Source organism: Streptomyces sp. NPDC014727 (assembly GCF_043083485.1).
GTDB lineage: Bacteria > Actinomycetota > Actinomycetes > Streptomycetales > Streptomycetaceae > Streptomyces.
Map to the genome: position 1 here is coordinate 686,015 of NZ_JBIBYR010000001.1, position 22,000 is coordinate 708,014.

The 22,000-nt window shown below is 70.5% G+C and carries 26 protein-coding genes and 2 pseudogenes; 12 read left to right on the forward strand and 16 right to left on the reverse strand.

Annotation, left to right across the window (positions count from 1 at the left end; genetic code table 11):
• Nucleotides 1–122: 122 nt before the first annotated feature.
• Both ACF1B9_RS03120 and ACF1B9_RS03125 read right to left on the reverse strand, forming a co-directional pair.
• Nucleotides 123–593, reverse strand: a complete 471-nt coding sequence (locus ACF1B9_RS03120; protein WP_391739844.1) for a GNAT family N-acetyltransferase — start codon at nucleotides 591–593, stop codon at nucleotides 123–125.
• A 3-nt stretch (nucleotides 594–596) separates the two neighbouring features.
• Entirely contained in the window at nucleotides 597–1,367 is a 771-nt protein-coding gene (locus tag ACF1B9_RS03125) for an IclR family transcriptional regulator (protein WP_351078905.1), read from the reverse strand.
• Between the two features lie 172 nt (nucleotides 1,368–1,539).
• Here ACF1B9_RS03125 and ACF1B9_RS03130 point away from each other — a divergent pair, with 172 nt between their 5' ends.
• The 4 genes from ACF1B9_RS03130 (at nucleotide 1,540) to ACF1B9_RS03145 (ending at nucleotide 5,193) form a co-directional block, all read left to right on the forward strand.
• Complete coding sequence (locus ACF1B9_RS03130; protein WP_391739843.1) at nucleotides 1,540–3,060, forward strand: aldehyde dehydrogenase (NADP(+)); 1,521 nt, start codon at nucleotides 1,540–1,542, stop codon at nucleotides 3,058–3,060.
• Nucleotides 3,057–3,668 carry a DUF1349 domain-containing protein gene (locus ACF1B9_RS03135; protein ID WP_391739842.1) on the forward strand — a complete coding sequence of 204 codons (612 nt, stop codon included), beginning with the start codon at nucleotides 3,057–3,059 and terminating at the stop codon, nucleotides 3,666–3,668. Before ACF1B9_RS03130 ends, ACF1B9_RS03135 begins: the two co-directional genes overlap by 4 nt.
• 108 nt (nucleotides 3,669–3,776) lie before the next feature.
• Nucleotides 3,777–4,148, forward strand: a complete 372-nt coding sequence (locus ACF1B9_RS03140; RefSeq protein WP_391739841.1) for a hypothetical protein — start codon at nucleotides 3,777–3,779, stop codon at nucleotides 4,146–4,148.
• Between the two features lie 121 nt (nucleotides 4,149–4,269).
• The gene (locus ACF1B9_RS03145; RefSeq protein ID WP_391739840.1) at nucleotides 4,270–5,193 is read left to right on the forward strand and encodes an immunity 49 family protein; all 924 of its coding nucleotides are present in this window, start codon (nucleotides 4,270–4,272) and stop codon (nucleotides 5,191–5,193) included.
• Between the two features lie 70 nt (nucleotides 5,194–5,263).
• Here the strand turns inward: ACF1B9_RS03145 and ACF1B9_RS03150 are convergent, their stop codons facing one another.
• The 6 genes from ACF1B9_RS03150 to ACF1B9_RS03175 form a co-directional block, all read right to left on the reverse strand.
• Nucleotides 5,264–5,656, reverse strand: coding sequence for a VOC family protein (locus ACF1B9_RS03150; protein ID WP_391739839.1), 393 nt, complete (start codon nucleotides 5,654–5,656; stop codon nucleotides 5,264–5,266).
• A complete protein-coding gene (locus tag ACF1B9_RS03155) occupies nucleotides 5,653–5,955 on the reverse strand; it encodes an ArsR/SmtB family transcription factor (protein ID WP_391739838.1) in 303 nt (100 codons plus the stop codon). Before ACF1B9_RS03155 ends, ACF1B9_RS03150 begins: the two co-directional genes overlap by 4 nt.
• 70 nt (nucleotides 5,956–6,025) lie before the next feature.
• Complete coding sequence (locus ACF1B9_RS03160; protein WP_391739837.1) at nucleotides 6,026–6,448, reverse strand: transposase family protein; 423 nt, start codon at nucleotides 6,446–6,448, stop codon at nucleotides 6,026–6,028.
• Between the two features lie 42 nt (nucleotides 6,449–6,490).
• Nucleotides 6,491–7,051: a GNAT family N-acetyltransferase gene (locus ACF1B9_RS03165; RefSeq protein WP_391739836.1), complete on the reverse strand. Its 561-nt coding sequence runs from the start codon at nucleotides 7,049–7,051 to the stop codon at nucleotides 6,491–6,493.
• A 113-nt stretch (nucleotides 7,052–7,164) separates the two neighbouring features.
• Nucleotides 7,165–7,371: a DUF397 domain-containing protein gene (locus ACF1B9_RS03170; protein ID WP_391739835.1), complete on the reverse strand. Its 207-nt coding sequence runs from the start codon at nucleotides 7,369–7,371 to the stop codon at nucleotides 7,165–7,167.
• On the reverse strand, nucleotides 7,368–8,225 hold the full coding sequence (locus ACF1B9_RS03175; protein WP_391739834.1) for a Scr1 family TA system antitoxin-like transcriptional regulator: 858 nt from the start codon (nucleotides 8,223–8,225) through the stop codon (nucleotides 7,368–7,370). Before ACF1B9_RS03175 ends, ACF1B9_RS03170 begins: the two co-directional genes overlap by 4 nt.
• Nucleotides 8,226–8,376: 151 nt before the next feature.
• Between ACF1B9_RS03175 and ACF1B9_RS03180 the strand changes: the two genes are divergently transcribed.
• Together ACF1B9_RS03180 and ACF1B9_RS03185 are read left to right on the forward strand one after the other, a co-directional pair.
• A complete protein-coding gene (locus tag ACF1B9_RS03180; RefSeq protein WP_391739833.1) occupies nucleotides 8,377–8,835 on the forward strand; it encodes an ATP-binding protein in 459 nt (152 codons plus the stop codon).
• Between the two features lie 112 nt (nucleotides 8,836–8,947).
• Nucleotides 8,948–9,064 (forward strand): annotated as a pseudogene (locus ACF1B9_RS03185) (IS30 family transposase); the annotation flags it as partial.
• 2 nt (nucleotides 9,065–9,066) lie between these two features.
• On the opposite strand, the pseudogene ACF1B9_RS03190 reads toward ACF1B9_RS03185, so the two are convergent.
• Nucleotides 9,067–9,174, reverse strand: a pseudogene (locus tag ACF1B9_RS03190) (cytochrome c biogenesis protein CcdA); the annotation flags it as partial.
• Nucleotides 9,175–9,402: 228 nt separating this feature from the next.
• Here ACF1B9_RS03190 and ACF1B9_RS03195 point away from each other — a divergent pair.
• The 3 genes from ACF1B9_RS03195 (at nucleotide 9,403) to ACF1B9_RS03205 (ending at nucleotide 11,677) form a co-directional block, all read left to right on the forward strand.
• Nucleotides 9,403–9,558: a hypothetical protein gene (locus ACF1B9_RS03195; RefSeq protein ID WP_391739832.1), complete on the forward strand. Its 156-nt coding sequence runs from the start codon at nucleotides 9,403–9,405 to the stop codon at nucleotides 9,556–9,558.
• Nucleotides 9,559–9,649: 91 nt separating this feature from the next.
• Nucleotides 9,650–10,369: a DsbA family oxidoreductase gene (locus ACF1B9_RS03200; protein WP_391739831.1), complete on the forward strand. Its 720-nt coding sequence runs from the start codon at nucleotides 9,650–9,652 to the stop codon at nucleotides 10,367–10,369.
• A 246-nt stretch (nucleotides 10,370–10,615) separates the two neighbouring features.
• Nucleotides 10,616–11,677 carry an aminotransferase class V-fold PLP-dependent enzyme gene (locus ACF1B9_RS03205; protein ID WP_391739830.1) on the forward strand — a complete coding sequence of 354 codons (1,062 nt, stop codon included), beginning with the start codon at nucleotides 10,616–10,618 and terminating at the stop codon, nucleotides 11,675–11,677.
• A gap of 21 nt (nucleotides 11,678–11,698) precedes the next feature.
• Here the strand turns inward: ACF1B9_RS03205 and ACF1B9_RS03210 are convergent, their stop codons facing one another.
• The gene (locus ACF1B9_RS03210) at nucleotides 11,699–12,184 is read right to left on the reverse strand and encodes a MarR family winged helix-turn-helix transcriptional regulator (RefSeq protein WP_391739829.1); all 486 of its coding nucleotides are present in this window, start codon (nucleotides 12,182–12,184) and stop codon (nucleotides 11,699–11,701) included.
• A 168-nt stretch (nucleotides 12,185–12,352) separates the two neighbouring features.
• On the opposite strand from ACF1B9_RS03210, the gene ACF1B9_RS03215 reads away from it, so the two are divergent.
• Complete coding sequence (locus ACF1B9_RS03215) at nucleotides 12,353–13,429, forward strand: alkene reductase (protein ID WP_391739828.1); 1,077 nt, start codon at nucleotides 12,353–12,355, stop codon at nucleotides 13,427–13,429.
• Between the two features lie 54 nt (nucleotides 13,430–13,483).
• On the opposite strand, the gene ACF1B9_RS03220 is transcribed toward ACF1B9_RS03215, so the two are convergent.
• The 6 genes from ACF1B9_RS03220 to ACF1B9_RS03245 all read right to left on the reverse strand — a co-directional run bounded on the left by ACF1B9_RS03220 (nucleotide 13,484) and on the right by ACF1B9_RS03245 (nucleotide 19,339).
• Complete coding sequence (locus ACF1B9_RS03220; protein WP_391739827.1) at nucleotides 13,484–14,509, reverse strand: VOC family protein; 1,026 nt, start codon at nucleotides 14,507–14,509, stop codon at nucleotides 13,484–13,486.
• Nucleotides 14,510–14,637: 128 nt separating this feature from the next.
• Entirely contained in the window at nucleotides 14,638–15,531 is an 894-nt protein-coding gene (gene thpD / locus ACF1B9_RS03225) for an ectoine hydroxylase (protein ID WP_391739826.1), read from the reverse strand.
• A gap of 3 nt (nucleotides 15,532–15,534) precedes the next feature.
• Nucleotides 15,535–15,933, reverse strand: coding sequence for an ectoine synthase (locus ACF1B9_RS03230; RefSeq protein WP_351078947.1), 399 nt, complete (start codon nucleotides 15,931–15,933; stop codon nucleotides 15,535–15,537).
• A 77-nt stretch (nucleotides 15,934–16,010) separates the two neighbouring features.
• Nucleotides 16,011–17,279, reverse strand: coding sequence for a diaminobutyrate--2-oxoglutarate transaminase (gene ectB / locus ACF1B9_RS03235; protein WP_391739825.1), 1,269 nt, complete (start codon nucleotides 17,277–17,279; stop codon nucleotides 16,011–16,013).
• Between the two features lie 84 nt (nucleotides 17,280–17,363).
• Nucleotides 17,364–17,894, reverse strand: a complete 531-nt coding sequence (gene ectA, locus ACF1B9_RS03240) for a diaminobutyrate acetyltransferase (RefSeq protein WP_391739824.1) — start codon at nucleotides 17,892–17,894, stop codon at nucleotides 17,364–17,366.
• 338 nt (nucleotides 17,895–18,232) lie between these two features.
• Nucleotides 18,233–19,339: a pyridoxal-phosphate-dependent aminotransferase family protein gene (locus ACF1B9_RS03245; protein WP_391739823.1), complete on the reverse strand. Its 1,107-nt coding sequence runs from the start codon at nucleotides 19,337–19,339 to the stop codon at nucleotides 18,233–18,235.
• A gap of 133 nt (nucleotides 19,340–19,472) precedes the next feature.
• On the opposite strand from ACF1B9_RS03245, the gene ACF1B9_RS03250 reads away from it, so the two are divergent.
• Nucleotides 19,473–20,549: an amidohydrolase family protein gene (locus ACF1B9_RS03250; protein ID WP_391740092.1), complete on the forward strand. Its 1,077-nt coding sequence runs from the start codon at nucleotides 19,473–19,475 to the stop codon at nucleotides 20,547–20,549.
• Nucleotides 20,550–20,881: 332 nt separating this feature from the next.
• Nucleotides 20,882–21,919: an SCO1860 family LAETG-anchored protein gene (locus ACF1B9_RS03255; protein ID WP_391739822.1), complete on the forward strand. Its 1,038-nt coding sequence runs from the start codon at nucleotides 20,882–20,884 to the stop codon at nucleotides 21,917–21,919.
• Nucleotides 21,920–22,000: the final 81 nt, after the last annotated feature.

Here is a 22,000-nt window from a genome sequence, read left to right on the forward strand (position 1 = left end):
GGGGGGGGGGGGGGTGGTTGGGGTTCCCCACCCCCCCCCCGCCCCCCCCCCCCCCGCCGCGCCGCCGCCCCCCCCCCCCCCCGCCCCCGCGGGGGGGGGGGCCCGCCCCCCCCCCCCGGCTGTCAGCCCAGCGTGAAGAGCAGTTCGTCCGTCAGTTCGCCGCGGGCGTGTGCGAAGCCCCGGTCCTTTCCCGTGACGGCGAACCCGCACTTCTCCAGCACTCGGCGCGAACCGGTGTTGTCGGCCGCGGCCCGTGCGTGCAGCGGGCGGTCCGGTACCGCGTCGAGCAGCGCGCGCAGCGCGGCCGTCGCTAGCCCGCGGCCCCAGTGCGCCCGGTCGATCCAGTAGGTGACCTGGCGGTCGCCCGGCGGTCCGTACACCCCGGCGTTGCCGACCACGACGCCGTCCGCGACCACCGTCCGTATCACGACGGACCCGTCGGCCAGGATCCTGCGCCAGTGGGCGTCGAACGCATGCCGGTCGGTGGGGTCCTCGCTGGTGAAGGCCGCCGTACTGACCGACTCCGGGTCGGACATGAAGGCGAAGAACAGCGGCAGATCCCCGTCGCACACCTCGCGGAGCGTCACTCGCATGATTCAGAGCCTCCGGGTGGCCAGCGTCAGCCGGTCCCGCGCGTCGAACAGCGCGTCCTTCACCATCTGCTCGTGCGCGGGCGTGAGCCGGGCCACCGGCACCGAGCAGCTGATGGCGTCGCGGGCGGGGGTGCGGTACGGGATGGCCACGCCGAAGCAGCGCAGACCGAGGGTGTTCTCCTCGCGGTCCACCGCGTATCCCTGCTCGCGGATGAGGTGCAGCTCCTCGATGAGCTTCTCGCGGTCGGTGATGGTGTGTTCGGTCAGCGCGGGCAGGGTCTCCGGGAGCATCTTGCGGACCTGCTCGTCGCTGTGGGTGGCCAGGAGCGCCTTGCCGAGCGAGGTGGAGTGGGCGGGCAGCCGGCGGCCGACGCGGGTGAAGGGACGCAGATAGTGCTGGGACTGCCGGGTGGCGAGGTACACCACGTTCGTGCCGTCGAGGCGGGCCAGGTGGATGGTCTCCGTCGTGTCGTCGGAGAGCCGGTCCAGGGTCGGGCGGGAGGCCGCGACGACCTCGTCGCCGTCGATGTACGAGGTGCCGACCAGCAGGGCGCGTACGCCGATCCCGTACCGTGTGCCCGTCGCGTCGGTCTCCACCCAGCCCAGCTCGACCAGCGTGCGCAGCAGCATGTAGAGGCTCGACTTCGGGTAGCCGACGGCCTCCTGCACCGCCGCGAGCGAATGCATGCCGGGCCGTCCGGCGAAGTATTCGAGCAGTTCCACCGTCCGCACGGCGGATTTGACCTGTGCCCCACCAGACTCGGCAGCCGACATCGCCCTACGCCCCTTCCAGCCCACTTACGAAACCCTGCGAATTCTTGACCTCAGTGACTTCTTGCCAACACTGAACGCCCGGAAATAGAGTCGCCCCATATTCACGATCGGGAACTCTGTTCAGAATACCGAACAACTTCTGATGTGTGGCAGCGGAGCGGAAGGAATCACGGTGGCAGCAGCACCAGTCTGGAGCGTCGACCCTCGCACCGGGAACCCGCGCGAGCAGGTTGCGGTGGAGGCTACAGCCGAGGAGGTCGACCGCGCGGTCCGGGCCTCCCACGCGGTACGCGAATCGCTCGCCGACCGCGCCCAGCGCGCCGCGTTCCTGCGCGCCGCGGCCGATCTGCTCACCGGGGCCGGGGAGCACGTCATCGAGGCCGCCGACGCGGAGACCGCGCTCGGACCGGCCCGGCTCACCGGCGAACTCGCCCGCACCGCAGCCCAGTTGAGGGCCTTCGCGGAGGTCGTCGACGAGGGCGCCTTCCTCGACATCCACATCGACCACGAGGACGCCACCCGCACCCCGCCCTGGCCCGACCTGCGCCGCTACAAGATCCCGCTCGGCGTCGTCGCCGTGTACGCGGCCAGCAACTTCCCGCTCGCCTTCTCCGTCCCCGGCGGCGACACCGCCAGCGCACTGGCGGCCGGCTGTCCGGTCGTCGTCAAGGCGCACCCCGACCACCCCGCCACCTCCGAACTGTGCGCCTCCCTCCTGCGCCGGGCGGCGGCGCAGGTCGGCCTGCCCGAGGACGTGCTGATCCTGGTGCACGGCTTCGAGGCAGGCGTCGAACTGATCAAGCACCCGATCGTCGCCGCCGCCGGTTTCACCGGCTCCGTACGCGGCGGCCGTGCCCTGTTCGACGCGGCGGCGGCCCGCCCGGCACCGATCCCCTTCCACGGTGAGCTGGGCTCCCTCAACCCCGTCGTCGTCACCGAGGCGGCAGCCGCCGAACGCGGCGAGCAGATCGGCGCCGGGCTCGCCGGCTCGATGACCATGGGGGCGGGCCAGTTCTGCACCAAGCCCGGCTTCGTCCTGGCCCCGGCGGGCGAGAGGGGCGACCGGCTGCTGAAGTCGCTGACCGATGCCGTCAGCGACACCGAGGCAGCGGTGCTGCTCGACCACCGGATGCGTGACGCCTTCGTCGCGGGGGTACGGGAGCGGGCCGAACTCCCCGGTGTGGAGGCCCCGGTCACCCCCGGCTCGGGCGGCGACCACACTGTCTCGGCCGGATTCCTCACCGTGCCGGCGCGCCTCCTCGCCGCACCGGGCCCGCACGACGTGCTTCTGGAGGAGTGCTTCGGGCCGGTCACGGTCGTCGCCCGCTACGAATCCGAGGACGAGATCACCGCCGTCCTCTCCCGCCTCCCCGGCAACCTCACCGCCACCCTCCAGATCGCCACGGACGACGCCGACGCCGACGCTCCCGGACTTCTCGCGGCCCTCACGCCCCTGGCCGGCCGGGTCCTCGTCAACGGCTGGCCGACCGGCGTCGCCGTCGCCCCCGCCCAGCACCACGGCGGCCCCTACCCGGCCACCACCTCCACGTCCACCTCGGTCGGCGCCACCGCCGTCGAACGCTGGCTGCGCCCGGTCACCTACCAGAACACCCCCGAGGCCCTGCTCCCTCCGGAGCTCCGCGAGAACAACCCCCTGAACCTGCCCCGTCGAGTGAACGGCCGTCGCGCATGACCCCGCACCTTTCCGAACTCCCCTTTGAGCTGCGCCCGTTCGGTCCCGAAGGCGACTGGACGTACGAGAACGGCATACTGACCGGCCGGGCCGGAGCCCGCCAGGACCGGTTCGTACCACCCGGCGGCGAGGCCCTGGATTCCGTGAGCGACGCACCCCGCCTCCTCGGCACCGCACCACGGGGCGACTTCCAGTTGCTCGCCCGGGTCAGGGTCGACTTCGCCGCGGCCTTCGACGCGGGGGTCCTCTACCTCCACGTCGGGGAACGGGAGTGGGCCAAGATCTGCCTGGAGCTCTCCCCGGACCTGCCCACCGTCTGCACGGTCGTCACCCGCGGTCACTCCGACGACGTCAACTCCTTCGTTGTGGACGGCAACAGCTGCTGGCTGCGCCTCAGTCGCACCGGCGACGCGTTCGCCTTCCACGCCTCGGCCGACGGCGAGAAGTGGACCTTTGTCCGCGTCTTCGCCCTCGGCGAGCCGCAGCGCGCGGCAGAGGCGTCGGTCGGCTTCCTGGTCCAGTCGCCGACGGGCGAGGGCTGCGAGGCGTCATTCGACCGGATCGCGTTCCGTGCGACGGGACTTGAGGATCTGCGCGACGGGAGCTGAGTCCCCTCGAACATCCGTCGAACCATCGGATGAGTGAGCGCACGTACTCAGTGAAAGCGAGTACCGCCCCCCAACCCTCCGGCGTCCGCGGAGGGTTGGGTGGTCCGCATGAACACCACACCCGCCTGCGCCAAGGTCCGCACGGCCGACACCGAATTTGCCGACCATGAACGCACGGACCGCAATATCCGCACGGCCACCTGGTTCGCCCTGTGCCTGCACGTGCCCGTGCTGATCGGTGCCGGCCTCTTCGTGCTGAGCACAACCCGGGCGTCCGGCTGTGTGACATCCGGCGTGGACTGCGCCCACGTCCCCCAGAGCTGGATCCCCGGGGGTTTCGTGGCGGCGATCGTGCTCGGCATCGCGGCGGTCGCGTGGCCGAGAAGGTGGCTGCCGTTCGTCCACGCACGCGCCTGGCTGCTGCTCCTGCACATCGTGGCGCAGTTCATGACGGCATTGCTGATCCTCAGTTACGCCTGACCTCTCCCAGTGGCTTGATGCCCCTGCCGGCGCTCGGATCCCGTGGCCGGAACAGGGCGATGTCCGAGCCCGCTGGTAGCGTGCCGCGTCCAGCCGGAAAGATCACGGGAGGACGGCAGCTGTGCAAGAAGTGACGCGCCATGAGGTCGGCGGAGAGCGGATGGAGCAGGCGCTCGACGACATCCGCCGACGGACCCGGGGGCGGTGGCACGGGATGCGCTACGACGACGCGTCCCCGGAGAAGCTGCAGGAGATGCGTGACGAACTCCTCGACCACATAGCCGCCCGCACCGTTGCGGAACCGGTGCTCGACGAGCAGGCGCACACGGCGCTGCGGACCGCGGCGGAGTGCTCCCTGGGCGTGCTGAGCATCGGCTGCTTCCCCGACGGTGACCAGGAGATCGTCTTCCCGCTCATCGACGAGGGGCTCAGCAGCGAGGACATCGCCTTCGGCGACATTGTCGAGCACGCCCCTACGGCCAGGACATGGATCGAAACGTTCGAGCTGTGTCTGGTCAGCGGCCTGGTGTGGGACTGGCAGCGGGTGATCGGCCTGCTGCTGCGGGACGACTACGCTCCCGAGATCCGGGAGGGAGGGCCGTACGCGAAGCCGACCTCGACGTCGGATCCGGCGGACCTCGCGGCGATGGACGCACTGTGCGGCTACCTGACCGAGTCGCGCGGGCACCTGCCCCGGGACTGGCCCACGGTGACCTTGTGCAAGCCGGACGCCGACGGGCGCGCCGAGGCGGCCCGGCAACTCGACGCGGCCGGCCCCATGACACCGGACCAGCGCCTCCTTCGTGTGCTCCTCGACGACGATCAGCACGCCTTCGAGCAGGCGCTCGTGGCCCGGCTCATCGAGCACCGGGAGAGCGCGGGCCCCGATCCCGCCCCCAGGACCCTTCTGCCGCTCGGCGCCCTTGCCCTGGCCGCCCTCGCCGTCCAGGTGCACGGGTGGGAGCTGGGCGTCCGGTCCGGTTATCTGCCGCACGGCATGTTGGGTTCCCCGAAGGCGCTGCAGCGGGCGGCGGGCTCCGGGTGAACGACCTGGGCCTTTGGACCCCCAAGTAGGACAGGACCGCGGCCTCGGCCACTCGGCCGAGGCCGACGGCTTACTGCGGTGGTGTGGCGATCTGGATCAGGTTGCCGCAGGTGTCGTCGAAGACGGCGGTGGTGACGGGGCCCGCCTCCAGGGGCTCCTGGGTGAAGCGGACGCCGAGGCCGCGCAGGCGCTCGTACTCCGCCCCTACGTCGTTGACCGCGAACTGGGCGAGCGGGATGCCGTCCTTGACGAGCGCGTCGCGGTAGGGCTTGACGGCCGGGTGGTCGGCGGGCTCCAGGAGGAGCTCGGTGCCGCCGGGCTCGTCGGGCGCGACGACGGTCAGCCACCGGGCCTCGCCGCCCAGCGGGACGTCGTGCTTCTTCACGAAGCCGAGGATCTCGGTGTAGAAGTGCTCGGCTTTGGCCTGGTCGTCGACGAAGACGCTGGTCAGATGGATCTTCATGGAGTGCTCTTCTCTGGTCCAGATGGGTCGGGCATGGGCCATCGCTCGGCTATCTGCCGCAGCGGGGCTGTGTTCAGGTCGTGGAACTTGTAGCGGCCCTCCCGTCTGGTCTCGACGAGCCCGGCGGCCTCCAGCAGGGCGAGGTGCTGGGAGACCGCCTGACGCGAGATGCCAAGCTGGTGCTTCATGCTCAGTCGCGAGCAGATCTCGAACAGTGTCTGTCCGGACTTCTCCGTGAGCTCGTCGAGGATGGTGCGGCGGGTGGGGTCGGCAAGGGCTTTGAAAAGGTCGTCGGCCACGACCACAGAATAGGCAAGTGATAGCTTGCCTATCAAGTCGAGGGCGGCGGCCTGCGAAGCAGAGCGGCTGTCAGCGGTTGACTTCGAGGTTCGTCAGGACGAGCAGGGCGTGCAGGAGGTGGGTGGCGCGGGCGGGATCGGTACGGAGTTCGGTGAGGATCCGCCAGTTCTTGAGATGGGCGAAGCCATGCTCGACCAGTGCGCGTCCGACGGCGAGGACACGGTTGGCTTCTTTCTGGCCGGCGGTGAGTTTGTGGGTGCGGCTGGCGGCATGGCCGGTGACGATCACGGGGTCGCGGATGTCGTTGTCCAGGCCGCGGAAGCCGAGGTCGGCCAACGCCCCGAGACCGGCGGTGCGCAGATGGGCCAGGATGCGGTCGTGGCGGGCGGCGGTGTTGTCGTGGGTGCGTCCGGGCCGGGCGGCGGAGATCCGGATCAGGCGGCCGTTTTCATCGCTCAGGGCCAGGAAGTGCAGGCCATGGCTGCGGTGCACCGGACGCCGCGAGCTTCCCGGCAAACCTTTCCGGCCACAGCACTAGCGAGACTTCTCCCACGCGGTCCGGGTGAGTTCGTATTCGACCTCGCCGTGCTCGGAACCCTCGATCGCGTCCGGCCAGTCCCCGGTGAAGTTCCGGACGAAGGACAGGCCCGACTTCTCCATGACGCGGCGGGAGCGGGCGTTGACGGCCATGGTGTTGGCCGTGACCCGCTCGACCCCCAGTTCCGTGAACCCCTTGTGGATCAGGGCCCGGGATCCCTCGGTGGCACAGCCCCGCCCCCATGCCGTCCGGTTCAGCCGGTAGCCGAGCTCGACGACAGCGGGGCTGTCCTGCCGCAGCGGCCGGAACTCGAACCAGCCCAGGAAGGTGCCGGTGGCTCTGTCCTGCGCGGCCCAGTAGCCGCGGGCCCCCCAGCAGGGGTGGTCGAGCAGGAGCCGCGGCAGGGTCCGCTCTTGGATGGCCTCACGGCTGGTGGGGCGGCCGCCGTTGATGAAGCGCATGACCTCGGGGTCGTTGTCCAGCGCGACCAGGTGGTCGGTGTCGGCCGCCGTGAACTCGCGCAGCATGAGCCGGTCGGTCTCCAGGAAGATGGTCATGCCGCGATCTTCACCACGGACGGGCCCGGCCACCACCGGTTTTCCTGTCGGCGGGCGACGGCCCGCGGATGAACGCCCGGCGTCGTGCGACCGGCACCGGGCGGTCCCGACGTTCAGGCCCCGGCCGCGTATCGCACGAAGTGTGCCCAGCCGGTGCGGTCGAGTTTCAGGTGGGGGAGGGTCGTGTCTTTGGAGTCGCGGATGCGGACCGTCTGTCCGGCGGCTGCTACCTCGACGCACGCACCCCCTTCGTTGGAGCTGTAGCTGCTCTTGATCCATGTGAGGGGCTCTGTGATGCCTGTAGAGGCTTCGATATTCATGCTTCTCTCAGCAACTCCTTGATGACGGTCAGGGACTCGGACGGTGTGGGTGCCTGCGCTCTGATGCTGCCGTAACGTGCGGCCAGGATACGGACTCCATCCGGATCGGTGATCAGCCTGCTGATGTTCTGGACCTCCAGATATGCCACCTGGGGGCGGCCGTTCGGCGTCAACAGGATGAATGGACCACCCATGCCCGCGTGCTCTTCACGCATGGTCGGCATGACTTGGAGCTCCAGGCTTCTCAGTTGTCCGAGATCGATCAACTGCTCCAGCTGTGCCTTGTGCACTGCGGCACCGCCAATCGGCCTGCGGAGGACCGATTCCTCGATGATGCAGGTCACGATGGGTGCAGGCCATCGGGTCAACAGCTCCTGGCGGGCGAGCCTCGCAGTCATCCGCTGCTCGATCGTTGCTTCGTCCAACAATGGCTTGCGCATGGCGAAGAGAGCCCGTGCGTGCGCCTCGGTCTGGAGCAGGCCCGGTACGACGTGGCTGCCGTACTCGTGCACCTCGACGGCCTGACGTTCCAGCTTCGCGTAGTCCGTGAACCACGCCGGATGCTTCACCCGGGCCCGCGCCTTCGCCCGTGCCACCTCCTTCTTCGCCGCCCGCAGCAGGCCGCCCGCCGCCAGCAAGTCGTCCGCCGCGTCCAGGAATTCGGGCTGCGGAGTCCTACGTCCCCGTTCCAGCGAACGGATCAGGTCCTCGCTGTACCCGAGGCGGTCGCCCAGCTCGCGCTGGGTGAGCCCGGCCCGCTCGCGCAGCAGCCGGAGCTGGCTGCCGATCACGTGAAACAGGTCCGCGGCCTCCTCCGAGTCGTCGTTGTCACCGATCGCACCGTCCAGCTCCATCGCTGCCCGCCTTCGTTCCATGGGGCCGACCGCGTTCGTCGCCCCGGTACGGGGGACAACCGGTACCGGTCGCCGTAAGTACCGGTACACGCACGCTACGTACCGCTGTCGTCGCTGGTCAGCGTACGGTCGCTCAGCCACGCTGAGTGCCGTGACGAGCGAATCCGTAGAGATCGAAATTCCGCAACCGGCGCCCTGCGCGCCGCAGTTCACCCAGCTGTTCAGTGCCACCCGCCGGGGTGCCCGACTCGCCCGTCTGCTTGCCGTGGAACAACTGGCGGCGTGGGGATGGCCGCGTGACGGCGAGCGCACCGACGCGGCCGCGCTGGTCGTCGCCGAGCTGGCGGCGAACGCGATCACGCACGGGCGGCTGGACGGGCGGGGGTTCCGTCTCGGGCTCGCACTCCTCCCGGCCGGGCAGTTGCGGATCGAGGTCACCGACCCGCGCGGCGAACGGCTTCTCCCCGCCGAGCGCCGGGAAGCGGTTGAAGGAGGCCGGGGGCTGATCATCGTCGACGCTCTCGCCGAGGACTGGGGCGTGCGTGCGTACCCGCCGTCCGGGAAGACGGTCTGGGCCGAGATCTCCGCGCGGCACCCCGATGGCCCTTAGCCTACGGCTAGGCCCGTTTCACCACCGGTGATCAGCTTTTCAACCCAGCCCCCTGTACCTCGGATCAGCGCTCTGGCCCGGGGTACAGCCGTGTCTCCACCAGCAGCACCGCCTGCTTCGGCAGTGCTTCCCCAGGGGCACGAACCTGTCCGTCCACAGCCCTCAGCACCTGGCCGCCGTCGCCGACCAGCTCAACCGCCGCCCACGCAAAACGCTCGGCTGGGAAACCGGTCAGATTCCAACGGAGAAGCCGCTGGACCATGTCTGCGCCTGTTGCACCAGGAGGTCCCAGGCGCCGGTCAGCAGCAGCACGCCGGTGCCGATCATCATCGTGCCACCGCTCGGGAACTGGGGATCGCCGAACGCACGGTGAAGGCACACATCCAACATCGTGGCCAAGTTGGGACAGCAGACGCGGACACAGGCTGCGATCGTCTCTGCCCTGGTCCATAGCTCGCTGTGTGCCGATCTGACATGCTCCGGGCATCGCGGCAGGATCGCAGAACCGGGCGCGCATCCCTACCCTCGGCCCCATGCGCCACGGATCCGCCCTGCTGAACGTCATCGATGTGGAAGCCACCTGCTGGGACGGGCAGCCGCCGCAACCAGAGCGACGGCGACGCACCGCTGGTCATCGTGGCCGTGGTCGCCGACCGCCCGGTCGTCGAGCTCGACGACCGGAGCACCCCGGCGGGGGAGCCACCGCACGCAGGCGGGGAATGAGGGAGTCCGCTCCCGCGTTGTGCATCGGGAGCGGAGGGTGGCTCAGTGCTGCCCCGGCCGTAGTGACGAGAACACGGAGAGAAGAAGAGACATGCGCGTCGAGATCTGGAGCGACATCGCCTGCCCCTGGTGCTACATAGGCAAGGCCCGCTTCGAGAAGGGCCTGGCGGGGTTCGCCCACCGCGACGAGGTCGAGGTCGTGCACCGGTCCTTCGAGCTCGACCCCGGGCGCGCCAAGGGCGACACCGCGCAGGTGATCGACATGCTGGCGCAGAAGTACGGGCGCACCCGTGAAGAGGCGCAGGCCATGGAGGCGAACGTCGCGGCCAACGCGCAGGCCGAAGGGCTCGGCTACCTCACCGAGGGCCGTGACCACGGCAACACCTTCGACATCCACCGGCTGCTCCACCTCGCCAAGGCCCGTGGCCGTCAGGACGAGCTGCTGGGCCTCGCCTACCGGGCGAACTTCGCCGAGGAGCGTTCCGTCTACGAGGGTGACGTGCTGGTCGAGCTGGCCGTCGAGGCCGGGCTCGACGCCGACGAGGCACGCGCCGTTCTCGCCGACCCGGAGGCGTACGCCGCCGAGGTGCGGGCCGATGAGCGTGAGGCGTCCGAGCTGGGGGCGAACGCGGTGCCGTTCTTCGTGTTCGACCGGCGGTACGGGATCTCCGGCGGCCAGCCCGCCGAGGTCTTCGCCCAGGCGCTCGAACAGGCGTGGAAGGACCGGCCGCTGACCGTGATCGGCGGCGACGCCGCAGCCTGCGACGCCGACGGCGCCTGTGAGGTCCCGCAGACGGGAAGCGGCGCCTGAGCGGTCCCGCCGGCGGATGGCAATGGCGCCCGAGCCGGGGACGGCGGCGCCCGAGCGGGCCGACAAGCGGGCGGTTGCGGTTGCCCGCACGGCACCGTGGGCGGGCGGTGGCGGTGCCCGCACGGCCCGTACGCCGATGGGCGACGTCCGACGGCCCGTCCTGAGCCGCATGCATAAGCATTACTTGGGTGCAACCCTTGATTCGTGGTAATTGACGATGAATCAAGGGGGCTCCAGGCTGGGCTCATGGAGACTACTTCGCTCAGCCGTGCGGTGGACGACGAGTTCGCACCGGAGACCACCTACCTCAACACCTCCAGCTGCGGGCTGCTGCCCCGGCGCACGGTGGCGGCGATCGGGGCGCTCGCCGGGGCGCTCGCCACGGGGCGCAGGAACGGTTCCGGTGACTTCGAGGCGGTGGACGCCGCCCGTGCCGGGTTCGCCCGCCTCGCCGGAGTCGACGCCGACCGGGTCGCCACCGGCAGCTCGGTCTCCGTGCACGCCGGACTGATCGCGGCCTCGCTGCCGCCGGGAGCCGAAGTCGTGGCGCCCGAGGGGGAGTTCAGCTCCGTCGTCAGTCCGTTCGCGGTGCGCGGCGATCTCAGGATGCGCTATGTCCCGCTGGACGGGCTGGCCGAGGCGGTACGGCCCGATACCGCGCTGGTCGCCTTCTCCTCCGTGCAGTCCGCCGACGGCCGGATCGCCGATCTGGACGCGGTACGCGAAGCGGCCGCCACCCACAGCGCCCGGACACTGCTCGACGCCACCCAGTCGGCCGGCTGGCTTCCGCTGGACGCCGGGGCGTACGACTACACGGTCACCGGCGGCTTCAAGTTCCTGCTCTGCCCGCGGGGCGCGTCGTTCCTCACCGTCACCGAGGAGGCCCAGCGCAGCCTGCCGACCGTCTTCGCCGCGTGGGTCGCCTCCGACGACCCCTGGAACAGCACGTACGGCCCGGTCGGGCGGCTCGCCCCGAGCGCCCGCCGCTACGACGAGCCGCCCGCCTTCCTCTCGTACCACGGTGCCGAGCGTTCCCTCGCGCTGCTGGGCGAGGTCGGGATCGACGCAGTCCGTGCCCACGCCACCGGTCTCGCGGCCCGCATGCGGGCGGGGCTGGCCGGAATCGGGCACGAGGCGGTGCCGGGGGAGTCGGCGATCGTCGCCGTGCCCGGACTCGGCGGGCGGGCGCCGGAGCTGGCGCGGGCCGGAGTGGTGGTCTCGGACCGGGCGGGCAGTCTGCGCGCGGCCTTCCACCTGTACAACACGGAGGCGGATGTGGACCGGGCCCTGGACGTGCTTGCGGGCTGAGCCCGCCCGGATGCCGGGGGATCAGCGGCGCTCGGGGCAGTCCGCGGTCTCCTGGCAGAGGTTCGCCTCGACCTTGCCGAGCAGCCGCGCCAACTCCTCGCGCTCGGCCGCGTCCAGTCCGGCGAGGGTGTGCTCCTCCAGATTCGTCCAGGCCCGCTCGACGGCGGTGTGCAGCGCACAGCTGTCGTCGGTGGCCTCGACCATGACGGCCCGTCGGTCGTCCGGGTCGGGGGAGCGCCGGACGTGCCCGGTCTGTTCGAGGCGTTGGAGCATCTTGGTGACGGTGGACGGGTCGAGGTCCACGGCCTTGATCAGCTCGGACTGGCGCACCGCACCCGCGTCCCACAGGTACATCATCAAGAACTCCTGGCCGGGGTAGAGCCCGAGCCCCTTGAGCAGCTTGCCCGCGGCGATCCGGTGCAGCCGGGCGACCCGTGAGACGGCATGGCTGACAGGGCCGCCGAGGGCGGCGCTCGGCAGGTCGGTACAGGCGGGATCGGCCTTCATCGGGACTCCTCGGATTGGTGCCGGGCCGGCGCTCCCGGCGGGGCGGGGCGGGCCGGAAGCGCGGATCCGGGCGCTTTCTGCCAACTTTACCTTGGTCGGCCAATTAATGGGCTACAGTGACACACGGGGAAAATAGTTGGCCGACCATATAAATCTCTGGGAGCTCTCATGACCACCGCTTTCGACCCGATCGACCTGTCCGGCACCCGGCTCACCAACCGCATAGCGATGGCTCCGATGACCCGCAGCCGGGCCGGCGAGGGCGGTACCGCCACGGATCTCGTCGTCGAGTACTACGCCCAGCGCGCGTCGGCGGGCCTGATCATCACGGAGGGCATCCAGCCGTCGGTGGTGGGGCAGGGCTACCCCGACACCCCGGGACTGCACAGCGCGGAGCAGATCGCGTCCTGGCGCAAGGTCACCGACGCGGTGCACGCGGCGGGCGGCCGGATCTTCGCCCAGCTCATGCATGCGGGCCGGATCGGCCACCCGGTCCTGCTGCCGGACGGACTCACCCCGGTCAGCGCCTCCGCGGTCAAGCCCGCCGGTCAGCTCTACACCGGCGCGGGACTGGAGGACTTCACCACCCCGCGCGAACTGACCGGCGACGAAGTGCGGCAGACCATCGCCGACTACGCGACGGCCGCCCACAACGCGATCGACGCCGGCTTCGACGGGGTCGAGCTGCACGGCGCCAACGGCTACCTCATCCACCAGTTCCTCTCGCCCAACACCAACCTGCGCGACGACGAGTGGGGCGGCTCCGAGGAGGCCCGCATCCGGTTCGCCGTCGAGGTGGTCAAGGCCGTCGCCGCCGAGATCGGCGCGGAGCGGACCGGGCTGCGCATCTCGCCCGGAAACACGTACAACGACATCGACGAGCCCGTGCTGGACTCCGTCTACACCGCGCTGGTGCGGGAGATCGAGCCGCTCGGCCTCGCCTATCTGCACGTCCTGGAGGCGGCGGAGATCCGCGAGCTGACCCTCGCGCTGCGCAAGCAGTTCTCCGGCACGTTCGTTCTCAACGCGCTGACGGACGGGCCGACCGGGCCGGACGACCACTCGGTGATCGACGACGGGATCGCCGACATCATCTCGTACGGTGCCCTGTTCATCGCCAACCCGGACCTGCCCGCCCGACTGAAGGCCGGCGGCCCGTTCAACACCCCGGACCCGTCGACCTTCTTCGGCGGGGACGCGAAGGGGTACATCGACTACCCGGCCCTGGACGCCGATCGGTCCTGAGGCCGGGAGGCGCACCAGCGCCCTTCGACCGGGTCGGGCCGCCCCGGGCTCCCGTCACTCCTGGCCGGGCTCGTCCAGCGGCGCGCTGTGCCACTTCCACGACGTGACCCGGGGATGGCCGGGCAGTTCGCCGCGGCCGGTGGCCCAGAGCAGGACGGCCCACCGGTCGGCGTCCTTCGGCGCGTCCGGGAACAGCCGGGCCAGTACCCGGTCGCAGAGGCCGGCGGGCGGTGCCCAGGCGATGTCCAGGCTCGCGGCGAGGTCCTGCGTGTGCACCAGGGTCTCCACGATGCCCATGGCGGCGAAGCCCTCCGGGTCGGACACCCCGTAGGAGTGGTACGAGCGGACCTCCGGTGAGGCCGTCCGTACCATCGCCGCGAGCAGCGCGCCGCTCGCCTCCAGCGTCCGGAGCAGTCCGGCCGGTCCGGCCGACGGGTCCGCGAAGACCGCGTTCGCCGGGCCGCCCTCGCGAGTGGCGCCCCAGCGGTACGGCACGTACGTGTCCAGCGCCGGCCGTCGCGGGCCCAGCTGGGTGGCGTAGGAGAAGAGGTCGTCGCTCAGGTGCTCCGCGGCCTCCCAGCAGTTCCACTCCAACGACCCGGCCGGGACCAGCCAGTCGTCCACCGGGGACTCCCGGAGCGCGTCGACCGCGAGACGGACCGCGGTGGTCACGTCGTCCGCGGTGACCGGCAGCCGGGTTCCGGTCAGCGACGCCCGCTCCGCCGCGCTGCACTCCACGCAGAACTCGTTGCCCTCCGGGTCGGCCAGCGTCGCCCAGCCCCGACCGTCGGGCTTGCGGTGGTCGGCCACGAGGGTGGCGCCCAGGCCCAGCAGCCGCTCCACCTCCTCGTCGCGGGTGCGGTCCTGCGGCTGTATGTCCAGGTGCAGACGGTTCTTGGTGCCCTTGGGCTCCGGCACCGAGATGAACAGCAGCGCGGCGCCGGGGGCTTCGACGAGCGCCTCGGGATCGCCGGGGGCGTCATCGTCGCAGAGCGCGGTGCCGAGCACCTCGGCCCAGAAACCGCCGAGCGCGTAGGCGTCGGCGCAGTCGATCGTGATGTGACGTACCAGTGAGGTCATGGGACCCACTGTCGCCGCTGACGGCTGTCCCGGTCCACCGACTTCGAGCGCGGTCCACCCACGCGAAGAAGGGGGTGGGGCGACGGATGCCGCCCCACCCCCTTGTCCGGCCAGGTTTCCCCGGTACGTCACCTCACCGGCGTGAAGTCCCGCGCCCCGATGAACTCCGGGCGCCGCGCCGGTGCCGCGAACGGCTCCTCGGCGGCGTTGTCCACGCTGTTGAAGACGATGAAGACATTGCTGCGCGGGTAGGGGGTGATGTTGTCCCCCGAGCCGTGCATGCAGTTGCAGTCGAACCAGGTCGCCGAACCCGCCCTGCCCGTGAAGAGCTTGATGCCGTGCCGGTCCGCCAGCTTCGTCAGCGCCTCGTCGGACGGGGTGCCGGCGTCCTGCATCTTCAGGGACTTCTTGTAGTTGTCCTTCGGTGTCTCGCCCGCACAGCCGAGGAACGACTTGTGCGAACCGGGCATGATCATCAGCCCGCCGTTGGTGTCGTGGTTCTCGGTCAGCGCGATCGACACGGACACCGCCCGCATGTTCGGCAGACCGTCCTCGGCGTGCCAGGTCTCGAAGTCCGAGTGCCAGTAGAAGCCCGAAGCACCGAAGCCGGGCTTGACGTTGATCCGGGACTGGTGGACGTACACGTCCGAGCCGAGGATCTGCCGGGCCCGGCCCACCACGCGCTCGTCGCCGACCAGCCGGGCGAAGACCTCGCTGATCCGGTGGACCTCGAAGACCGACCGCACCTTCTGCGACTTCGGCTCCACGATCGAGCGTCCGTCGGCCAGCACCGCCGGATCGGCGATCAGCCGGTCCAGTTCCGCGTGGTAGACGGCGACCTCGTCCGGCGTGATCAGTTCGTCGACGGTGAGGAACCCGTCGCGTTCGAAGCCCTGCAGGTCCTTGACGGAGACCGGCCCCGGGGCGCCGGGCGCGGACCAGATGACCGGGTCCTGGCGGGGAGTGGTCATCTCGGCCGCACCGCGTGTGGGGTACAGATCGGCGCGTACATCGGTGGTCATGGTTCAGCCCTCCTCGGTCAGCAGCGGGTAGACACCGTTCTCGTCGTGCTCCTCCCGCCCGGTGACCGGAGGGTTGAAGACGCAGACGCAGCGGAAGTCGGTCTTCGGCCGCATGGTGTGGTGCTCATGGCCGTCCAGCAGGTACATCGTGCCGGGGGTGATCCAGTGCTTCTCGCCGGTCTCGTCATTGGTGAGCTCGGCCTCGCCCTCGACGCACAGGACGGCCTCGATGTGGTTCGCGTACCACATCGACGTCTCGGTGCCCGCGTACATCGTGGTCTCGTGGAGCGAGAAGCCCACCTTCTCCTGGGCGAGCACGATGCGCTTGCTCTCCCAGGTTCCGGAAGCGGCCTTCACATGCCGGTCGGTGTTCTCGATGTCACTGAACGATCGGACGATCACGGTGGGTCGGTGCCTTTCTCTCTGTGGCGGTGCTCGTGGTTCGTACCCGTCCGGGACGGGAGGGCCCGGACAGGTGGTCAGGTGGTCTCGCGGACCGCGCGGGCCAGGGTCCGCAGGCCCTCGTCCAGCTCCTCGGGAGTGGTGGTCAGCGGCGGCAGCAGCTTCACGACCTCGCTCCGCGGACCGGAGGTCTCGACCAGGAGACCCAGCTCGAAGGCGCGGGCGCAGATGGCGGCGGCGCGCGACGTGTCGGTGAACTCCACGCCCCAGACCAGGCCGCGGCCCCGGAACCGCGCACCCAGCCGGGCGTGTTCGTCGCAGATCGCGAGCAGCGCCTGCTCGATCTGCTCGCCCCTGGTCAGGGTCTGCTTCTCCATCTGCCCGTCCGCCCAGTAGGCGTCCAGCGCGGCGGCGGCCGTGACGAACGCCGGGTTGTTGCCGCGGAAGGTGCCGTTGTGCTCGCCCGGTCCCCAGATGTCCAGCTCCGGCTTGAACAGGCAGAGCGACATGGGCAGTCCGTAGCCGCTGATGGACTTCGACAGGGTGACGATGTCGGGGGTGACACCGGCCTCCTCGAACGAGAAGAACGCCCCCGTGCGCCCGCAGCCCATCTGGATGTCGTCGACGATCAGGAGCATGTCCCGGCGGTGGCACAGATCGGCGAGCGCCCGCAGCCACTCGGGGCGCGCCACATTGATGCCGCCCTCGCCCTGCACCGTCTCGACGATCACGGCAGCGGGCTTGTTGAGACCGGACCCCTGGTCCTCCAGGAGCCGTTCGAACCAGAGGAAGTCGGGCACCCTGCCGTCGAGGTAGTTGTCGAAGGGCATCGGGGTGCCGTGCACCAGCGGGATACCCGCCCCGGCCCGTTTGAAGGCGTTGCCGGTGACGGCCAGCGAGCCCAGCGACATGCCGTGGAAGGCGTTGGTGAACGAGACGATCGACTCGCGCCCCTTCACCTTGCGGGCCAGCTTCAGCGCCGCTTCGACGGCGTTGGTGCCGGTCGGGCCGGGGAACATCACCTTGTACGGGAGGTCGCGCGGGCGCAGCACGTTGTTCTGGAAGGACTCCAGGAAGGCGCGCTTGGCGGTGGTGGCCATGTCGAGGCCGTGGGTGATGCCGTCGCGCTCGATGTAGTCGATCAGCGCGCGTTTCAGCACGGGGTTGTTGTGGCCGTAGTTGAGCGAGCCCGCGCCGGCGAAGAAGTCCAGGTAGCTGTGGCCGTCCTCGTCGGTCAGACGGGAGCCCTGCGCACGGTCGAACACCGCGGGCCAGCCGCGGCAGTAGCTCCGTACCTCCGACTCCAGGGTCTCGAAGACACTCAGTGCGGGCGGGGTGATGGTCACAGGGAATCTCCTGCTTGAGGGGGGTGTGACGGACGACGGTGCGGGGGTGCTCGGGAACGGAGCGGCCGGAGCGGGCGGACGCGCTCAGGTGTGGAACGGGCCGATGCGGTACAGCACTTCCGGCAGATGCGTTCCCTCGGGGAACAGTTCGCCCTCGAAGAGCACTTCGCGTTCCAGGGCGACGTCGTGGCGCTGCGCGTAGGAGGTGAACAGCCGGTCCGACGCGGTGTTGTCCGGGGTGACGGTCGTCTCGACCCAGGCCAGTCCCTGTGCGGCGGCGACCCGTGAGGTCAGTGCGTCCAGCAGCTTTCCCGCCAGTCCGGTCCCGCGACGGTCCTGGTCGACGGCCACCTGCCAGACGACGAGCGTCTCGGGGCGGTCCGGCCGGAGGTACCCCGTCACGAAGGCGATGGGTTCGCCGGTCTCGTCGCGGGCGACCACGGAGGTCTCCGCGAAGTCGCGGCACCACAGCAGGTAGCTGTACGAGGAGTTGAGGTCCAGGACCTCGGAGTCGCGGGCGATGCGCCAGATCGCGGCCCCGTCCTCCACTCGTGGGGTGTCGATGGTGAGAAATTCGCTTCGGGCACGTGCAAAATCTGCTGGTGCGGCGGTCATGCGAATTGAATTTACCCAGCAAATTCTCAAATTGCATCGACGCAAGGGGTTGGGCTGGGCGATCCGTCGTGTTATCACGCGGGCGCGTGCGCCGGTGCGATCCGGCTGCGCTTTCTACCGTTTTGGTGGCTATTTATCCGGCATAACGGTCGCGTTGTGGAGTCGGTCACAAGGTCGTAACTCTCGGATGGCGCAACGGAATTGCGTGGATCGGTTCCAGGTCGGACGCCGGAAAACTCGGGTGTTTAGGGATCGGGAAAGCGGGCAGAAGAATGCGGGGAGCTGCTCTGAATAAAGCAGCTCCCCGCATTTGTGGAATATTGAGCCCAGGAGTGGATTTACTCGCTCGGCCAGGTTTCCGAAACTGCTTTGCGGGCAGCTTCGAAGTCGACCTGCCGGCCCGCATCGGCCAGCGCCGCCCCCAGAGCCGCGAGCGAGGACCGCACCGCGCCCCGCGTCGCATCCCCACCGTAGTGATTGACCCGGATCATCTCCTTGGACAGCGCCCCGCCACCCGCGATCAGCGGCAGCGACGGGTCGGCCGCGAGCGCCCGCGCGACCAGCTCCGCGGCGTCGACCCCCGCGGGGGCGCGCAGCGTGGTCGCGACCGGGGCCGCCTCCTTCGCCTCGTGCACATACGGCGACAGTCCGCCGCCGAGAGCCACCGCGCCGGCCCGGGTCGCCGCGGCGGCCGAGGCGTGCCGGGCCATCAGCGCGTCCAGGCCCTCGGCCTCGATCCGCTCCACACAGGCTTCCAGGGCCAGCATCTCCAGCTGGGCGGGGGCGTGCAGCAGCGCCTTGCGGCCGCCGTCGATCCAGCGCTCCTTCCAGTCCAGGAGCGAGAGGTACGAGCGGCGCGGGGCCACGGGGTTGGCGGCGATCCGCTCCCAGGCCCGTTCGCTCACCGACACCGCCGAGACCCCGGCCGGACCGCCCATCGCCTTCTGCGCGCCGATCACGCAGAGGTCGACGCCCCACACGTCCGGCAGCAGCGGCTCGGCGCCCACCGAGGCGACGGCGTCCAGCATGAACAGGGCCCCGTGCGAACGGACCACCTCACCGATCTCGCCGACCGGATTGGTGTTGCCCGTCGCCGCCTCGGCGTGCACCAGGGAGACGAAGTCGATCTCCGGGTGCTCGGCCAGCGCCCGCGCGACCTGGTCGGCGGTGACCGCCGTGTGGAACGGAACCGCCAGATCGACCACATTGGCACCGCAGTCCCGCAGCCAGTTCCCGAAGGTCTGCCCGTACGGGCCGGTGACGATGTTCAGCGCGGTCGAGCCGGGCCGGGCGCCGCCCCGGATGCAGCCTTCGAGGGGGAGCAGCGCCTCGCCCTGCATGATGACGACGTCCTGCTCGGTGGCGAGGAGGCCGGCCACCCGCTTCTCGATGGCCGCGAAGTGCGCGGCGGTGAGCGGGGCGAGGTCGAGGAAGGGGTGCGTCACGGTGGTGCTCTCTTCGGATCGGGTCGGCGCGGCGCGGGTGCCGCGTACGGACGGGGTTTCCGTCGAAGCGTACCCAGGGGGCCGGACGCCGCCTCGTACAGTGCTGCTCATGAGTGATCACACGGCACCGCGGGTGCTGCACGTGAAGGGGCGGGTGCTCGTCGGTCCCGAGGACGTCCGGGACGAGCTCTGGGCCGTCGACGGACGGATCTCGTACGGGAGGCCGGCCGGCGCGGACGACGCGGTGACCGTCACCGGCTGGGCGCTGCCGGGCCTGGTCGACGCGCACTGCCACGTCGGGCTCGACCACCAGGGCGCCGTCGACGCGGCCACCAGCGAGAAGCAGGCCCTGGCCGACCGGGAGGCGGGCGCGCTGCTGCTGCGGGACGCGGGTTCGCCGGCCGACACCCGGTGGATCGACGACCGGGAGGACCTGCCGAAGATCGTCAGGGCCGGCCGTCACATCGCCAGGCCCCGCAGGTACACCCGGAACTACGCCCACGAGATCGAGCCCGACGAACTGGTCGCGTACGTCGCGCAGGAGGCGCGCCGGGGCGACGGCTGGGTGAAGCTGGTCGGCGACTGGATCGACCGGGAGGTGGGTGACCTGACCGCCCTCTGGCCGCGTGAGGCGGTCGAGGCGGCCATCGCCGAGGCGCACCGGCTCGGCGCCCGGGTCACCGCGCACTGCTTCGCCGAGGACTCGCTGCGCGATCTCGTCGAGGCCGGGATCGACTGCATCGAGCACGCCACCGGGCTCACCGAGGAGACCATTCCGCTCTTCGCCGAACGCGGTGTCGCGATCGTCCCGACCCTGGTGAACATCGCCACGTTCCCCTCGCTCGCGGCGAACGGCGACGCCAAGTTCCCCCGCTGGTCGGCCCATATGCGGCGGCTGCACGAGCGGCGCTACGACACCGTGCGCGCCGCGTACGACGCCGGGATTCCGGTCTTCGTCGGAACCGACGCGGGCGGGGTGCTCGCCCACGGGCTGGTGGCGGACGAGGTCGCCGAGCTGGTGAAGGCGGGCATCCCGGCCCTGGACGCGCTGTCCGCGACCACCTGGGGCGCGCGTCGGTGGCTCGGGCGGCCGGTGCTGGAGGAGGGCGCCCCGGCGGACCTGGTGGTGTACGACGAGGATCCGCGGGCGGATGTACGGGTGCTGGCGGCGCCGCGACGGGTGGTACTGAACGGGCGGGTGATCGGCTGAGCGGTGGATCGCGGGGCGGCTGCGGGCCGGGGCGTCGCGTTGACAGGCGGTTACCGCGCCCCTGCCGGGTCGTTGGGCCATGTTCGCGCGCACTCCGGCGCAGTCGGCCTCCGAGCCCTCCACGCTCAGCGGATCGGGTGACTGCGAGGAACGAACGTACCGAGATATTCGAATACAAACGCGAAAACCCCCCTTTGGGGTGAACTCACGTCAGGTGTCTGCCAGTTCACCCTCCGTGCGTAAAGCTTTCGGGGTCGAGGCCACCGGTGCCCGCGATGTCCCCCATTGGACGGCGCCGGTGGCTCCATGTCTCATGTGGGGGTTCCACCATCTTGAACAGCAATACCTTCCGCCTGGCCGCCCTGGCGGTCGCCGTCGCTCCCGTCGCCCTGCTGGCAGCGGCCCCGGCGCACGCCACCGCCGCGACCACCACGACCACCGGCGACGGGAAGGCGAGCGCGGTCGTGCTCCGTACCGCACTCGACGTCTCGCTCCTGAACAAGACGATCGATGTGCCGCTCAAGGCCACGCTCAACGAGGTGCAGGCGCCCGCCAGCGCCGACCGGACCGCGCTGAGCGTCCGGCTCGACGAGGTGGACGACGGACGGCCGTTCAGCGTCCTGAGCGCCGATGTGGCCACCGCGAGGGCCACCGTCGGCAAGCACAAGGCCGAGGGGTACAGCAATGTGGCGAAGGCCCGCGTCCATGTGCCCGGACTGCCGCTGCTCTCGCTGATCGAGGTCGAGCAGGTCACCTCCAAGGCGGTCTGCGAGGTGGGCAGGAAGCCGGTCGCCGAATCGAACGTGCTCGGGCACGTGACGATCCTCGGCAAGCGGGTCAGCCTCACCGCGGGCGGTACCACGCAGGTGAAGGTGCCGGGCGTCGGAGAGGTGACCCTCGACCTGTCGAAGACGCACACCACCTCGCGCACCGCCGCCGCGGCAGCGCTCCAGCTGAAGGTCTCCGTCAATCCGCTCAAGCTCAATGTCGCCGATGTGCAGGGCGAGGTCACGCTCGCCGAGGCGACCTGCGAGACGCCGAAGGGGGAGCCGGGCGGCGGTGACAACGGCGGCTCCGGCAACGGCGGTTCGACCGGTGGTGGCTCCAGTGACGGCGGCTCCGGCAATGGCGGTACCACCAGTGGTGGCTCCGGCGACGGCGGGACCAGTGGCGCGAACACCTCCGGCGGCGGCAGCACAGGCGGCGATGTGAAGCCCCAGACCGGCACCGGCCATGCCCCCGACGTCGACTCCAACCTCGCGGAGACGGGCGGAAGTTCGGCGACCCCGTACATCGCGGGTGGTGCGGCCCTGCTGCTGGCGGTGGGCGCCGGGGCGATGGTCGTGACCAGGCGGCGCGCCCAGGACTGAGCCGCTCGGCTCGGGGCCCGGGGCCCGAGGGGGTGGCCGTGGGCCAGGGGGCGGGGAGCGGCGTTCGCGTGACGGAACGCC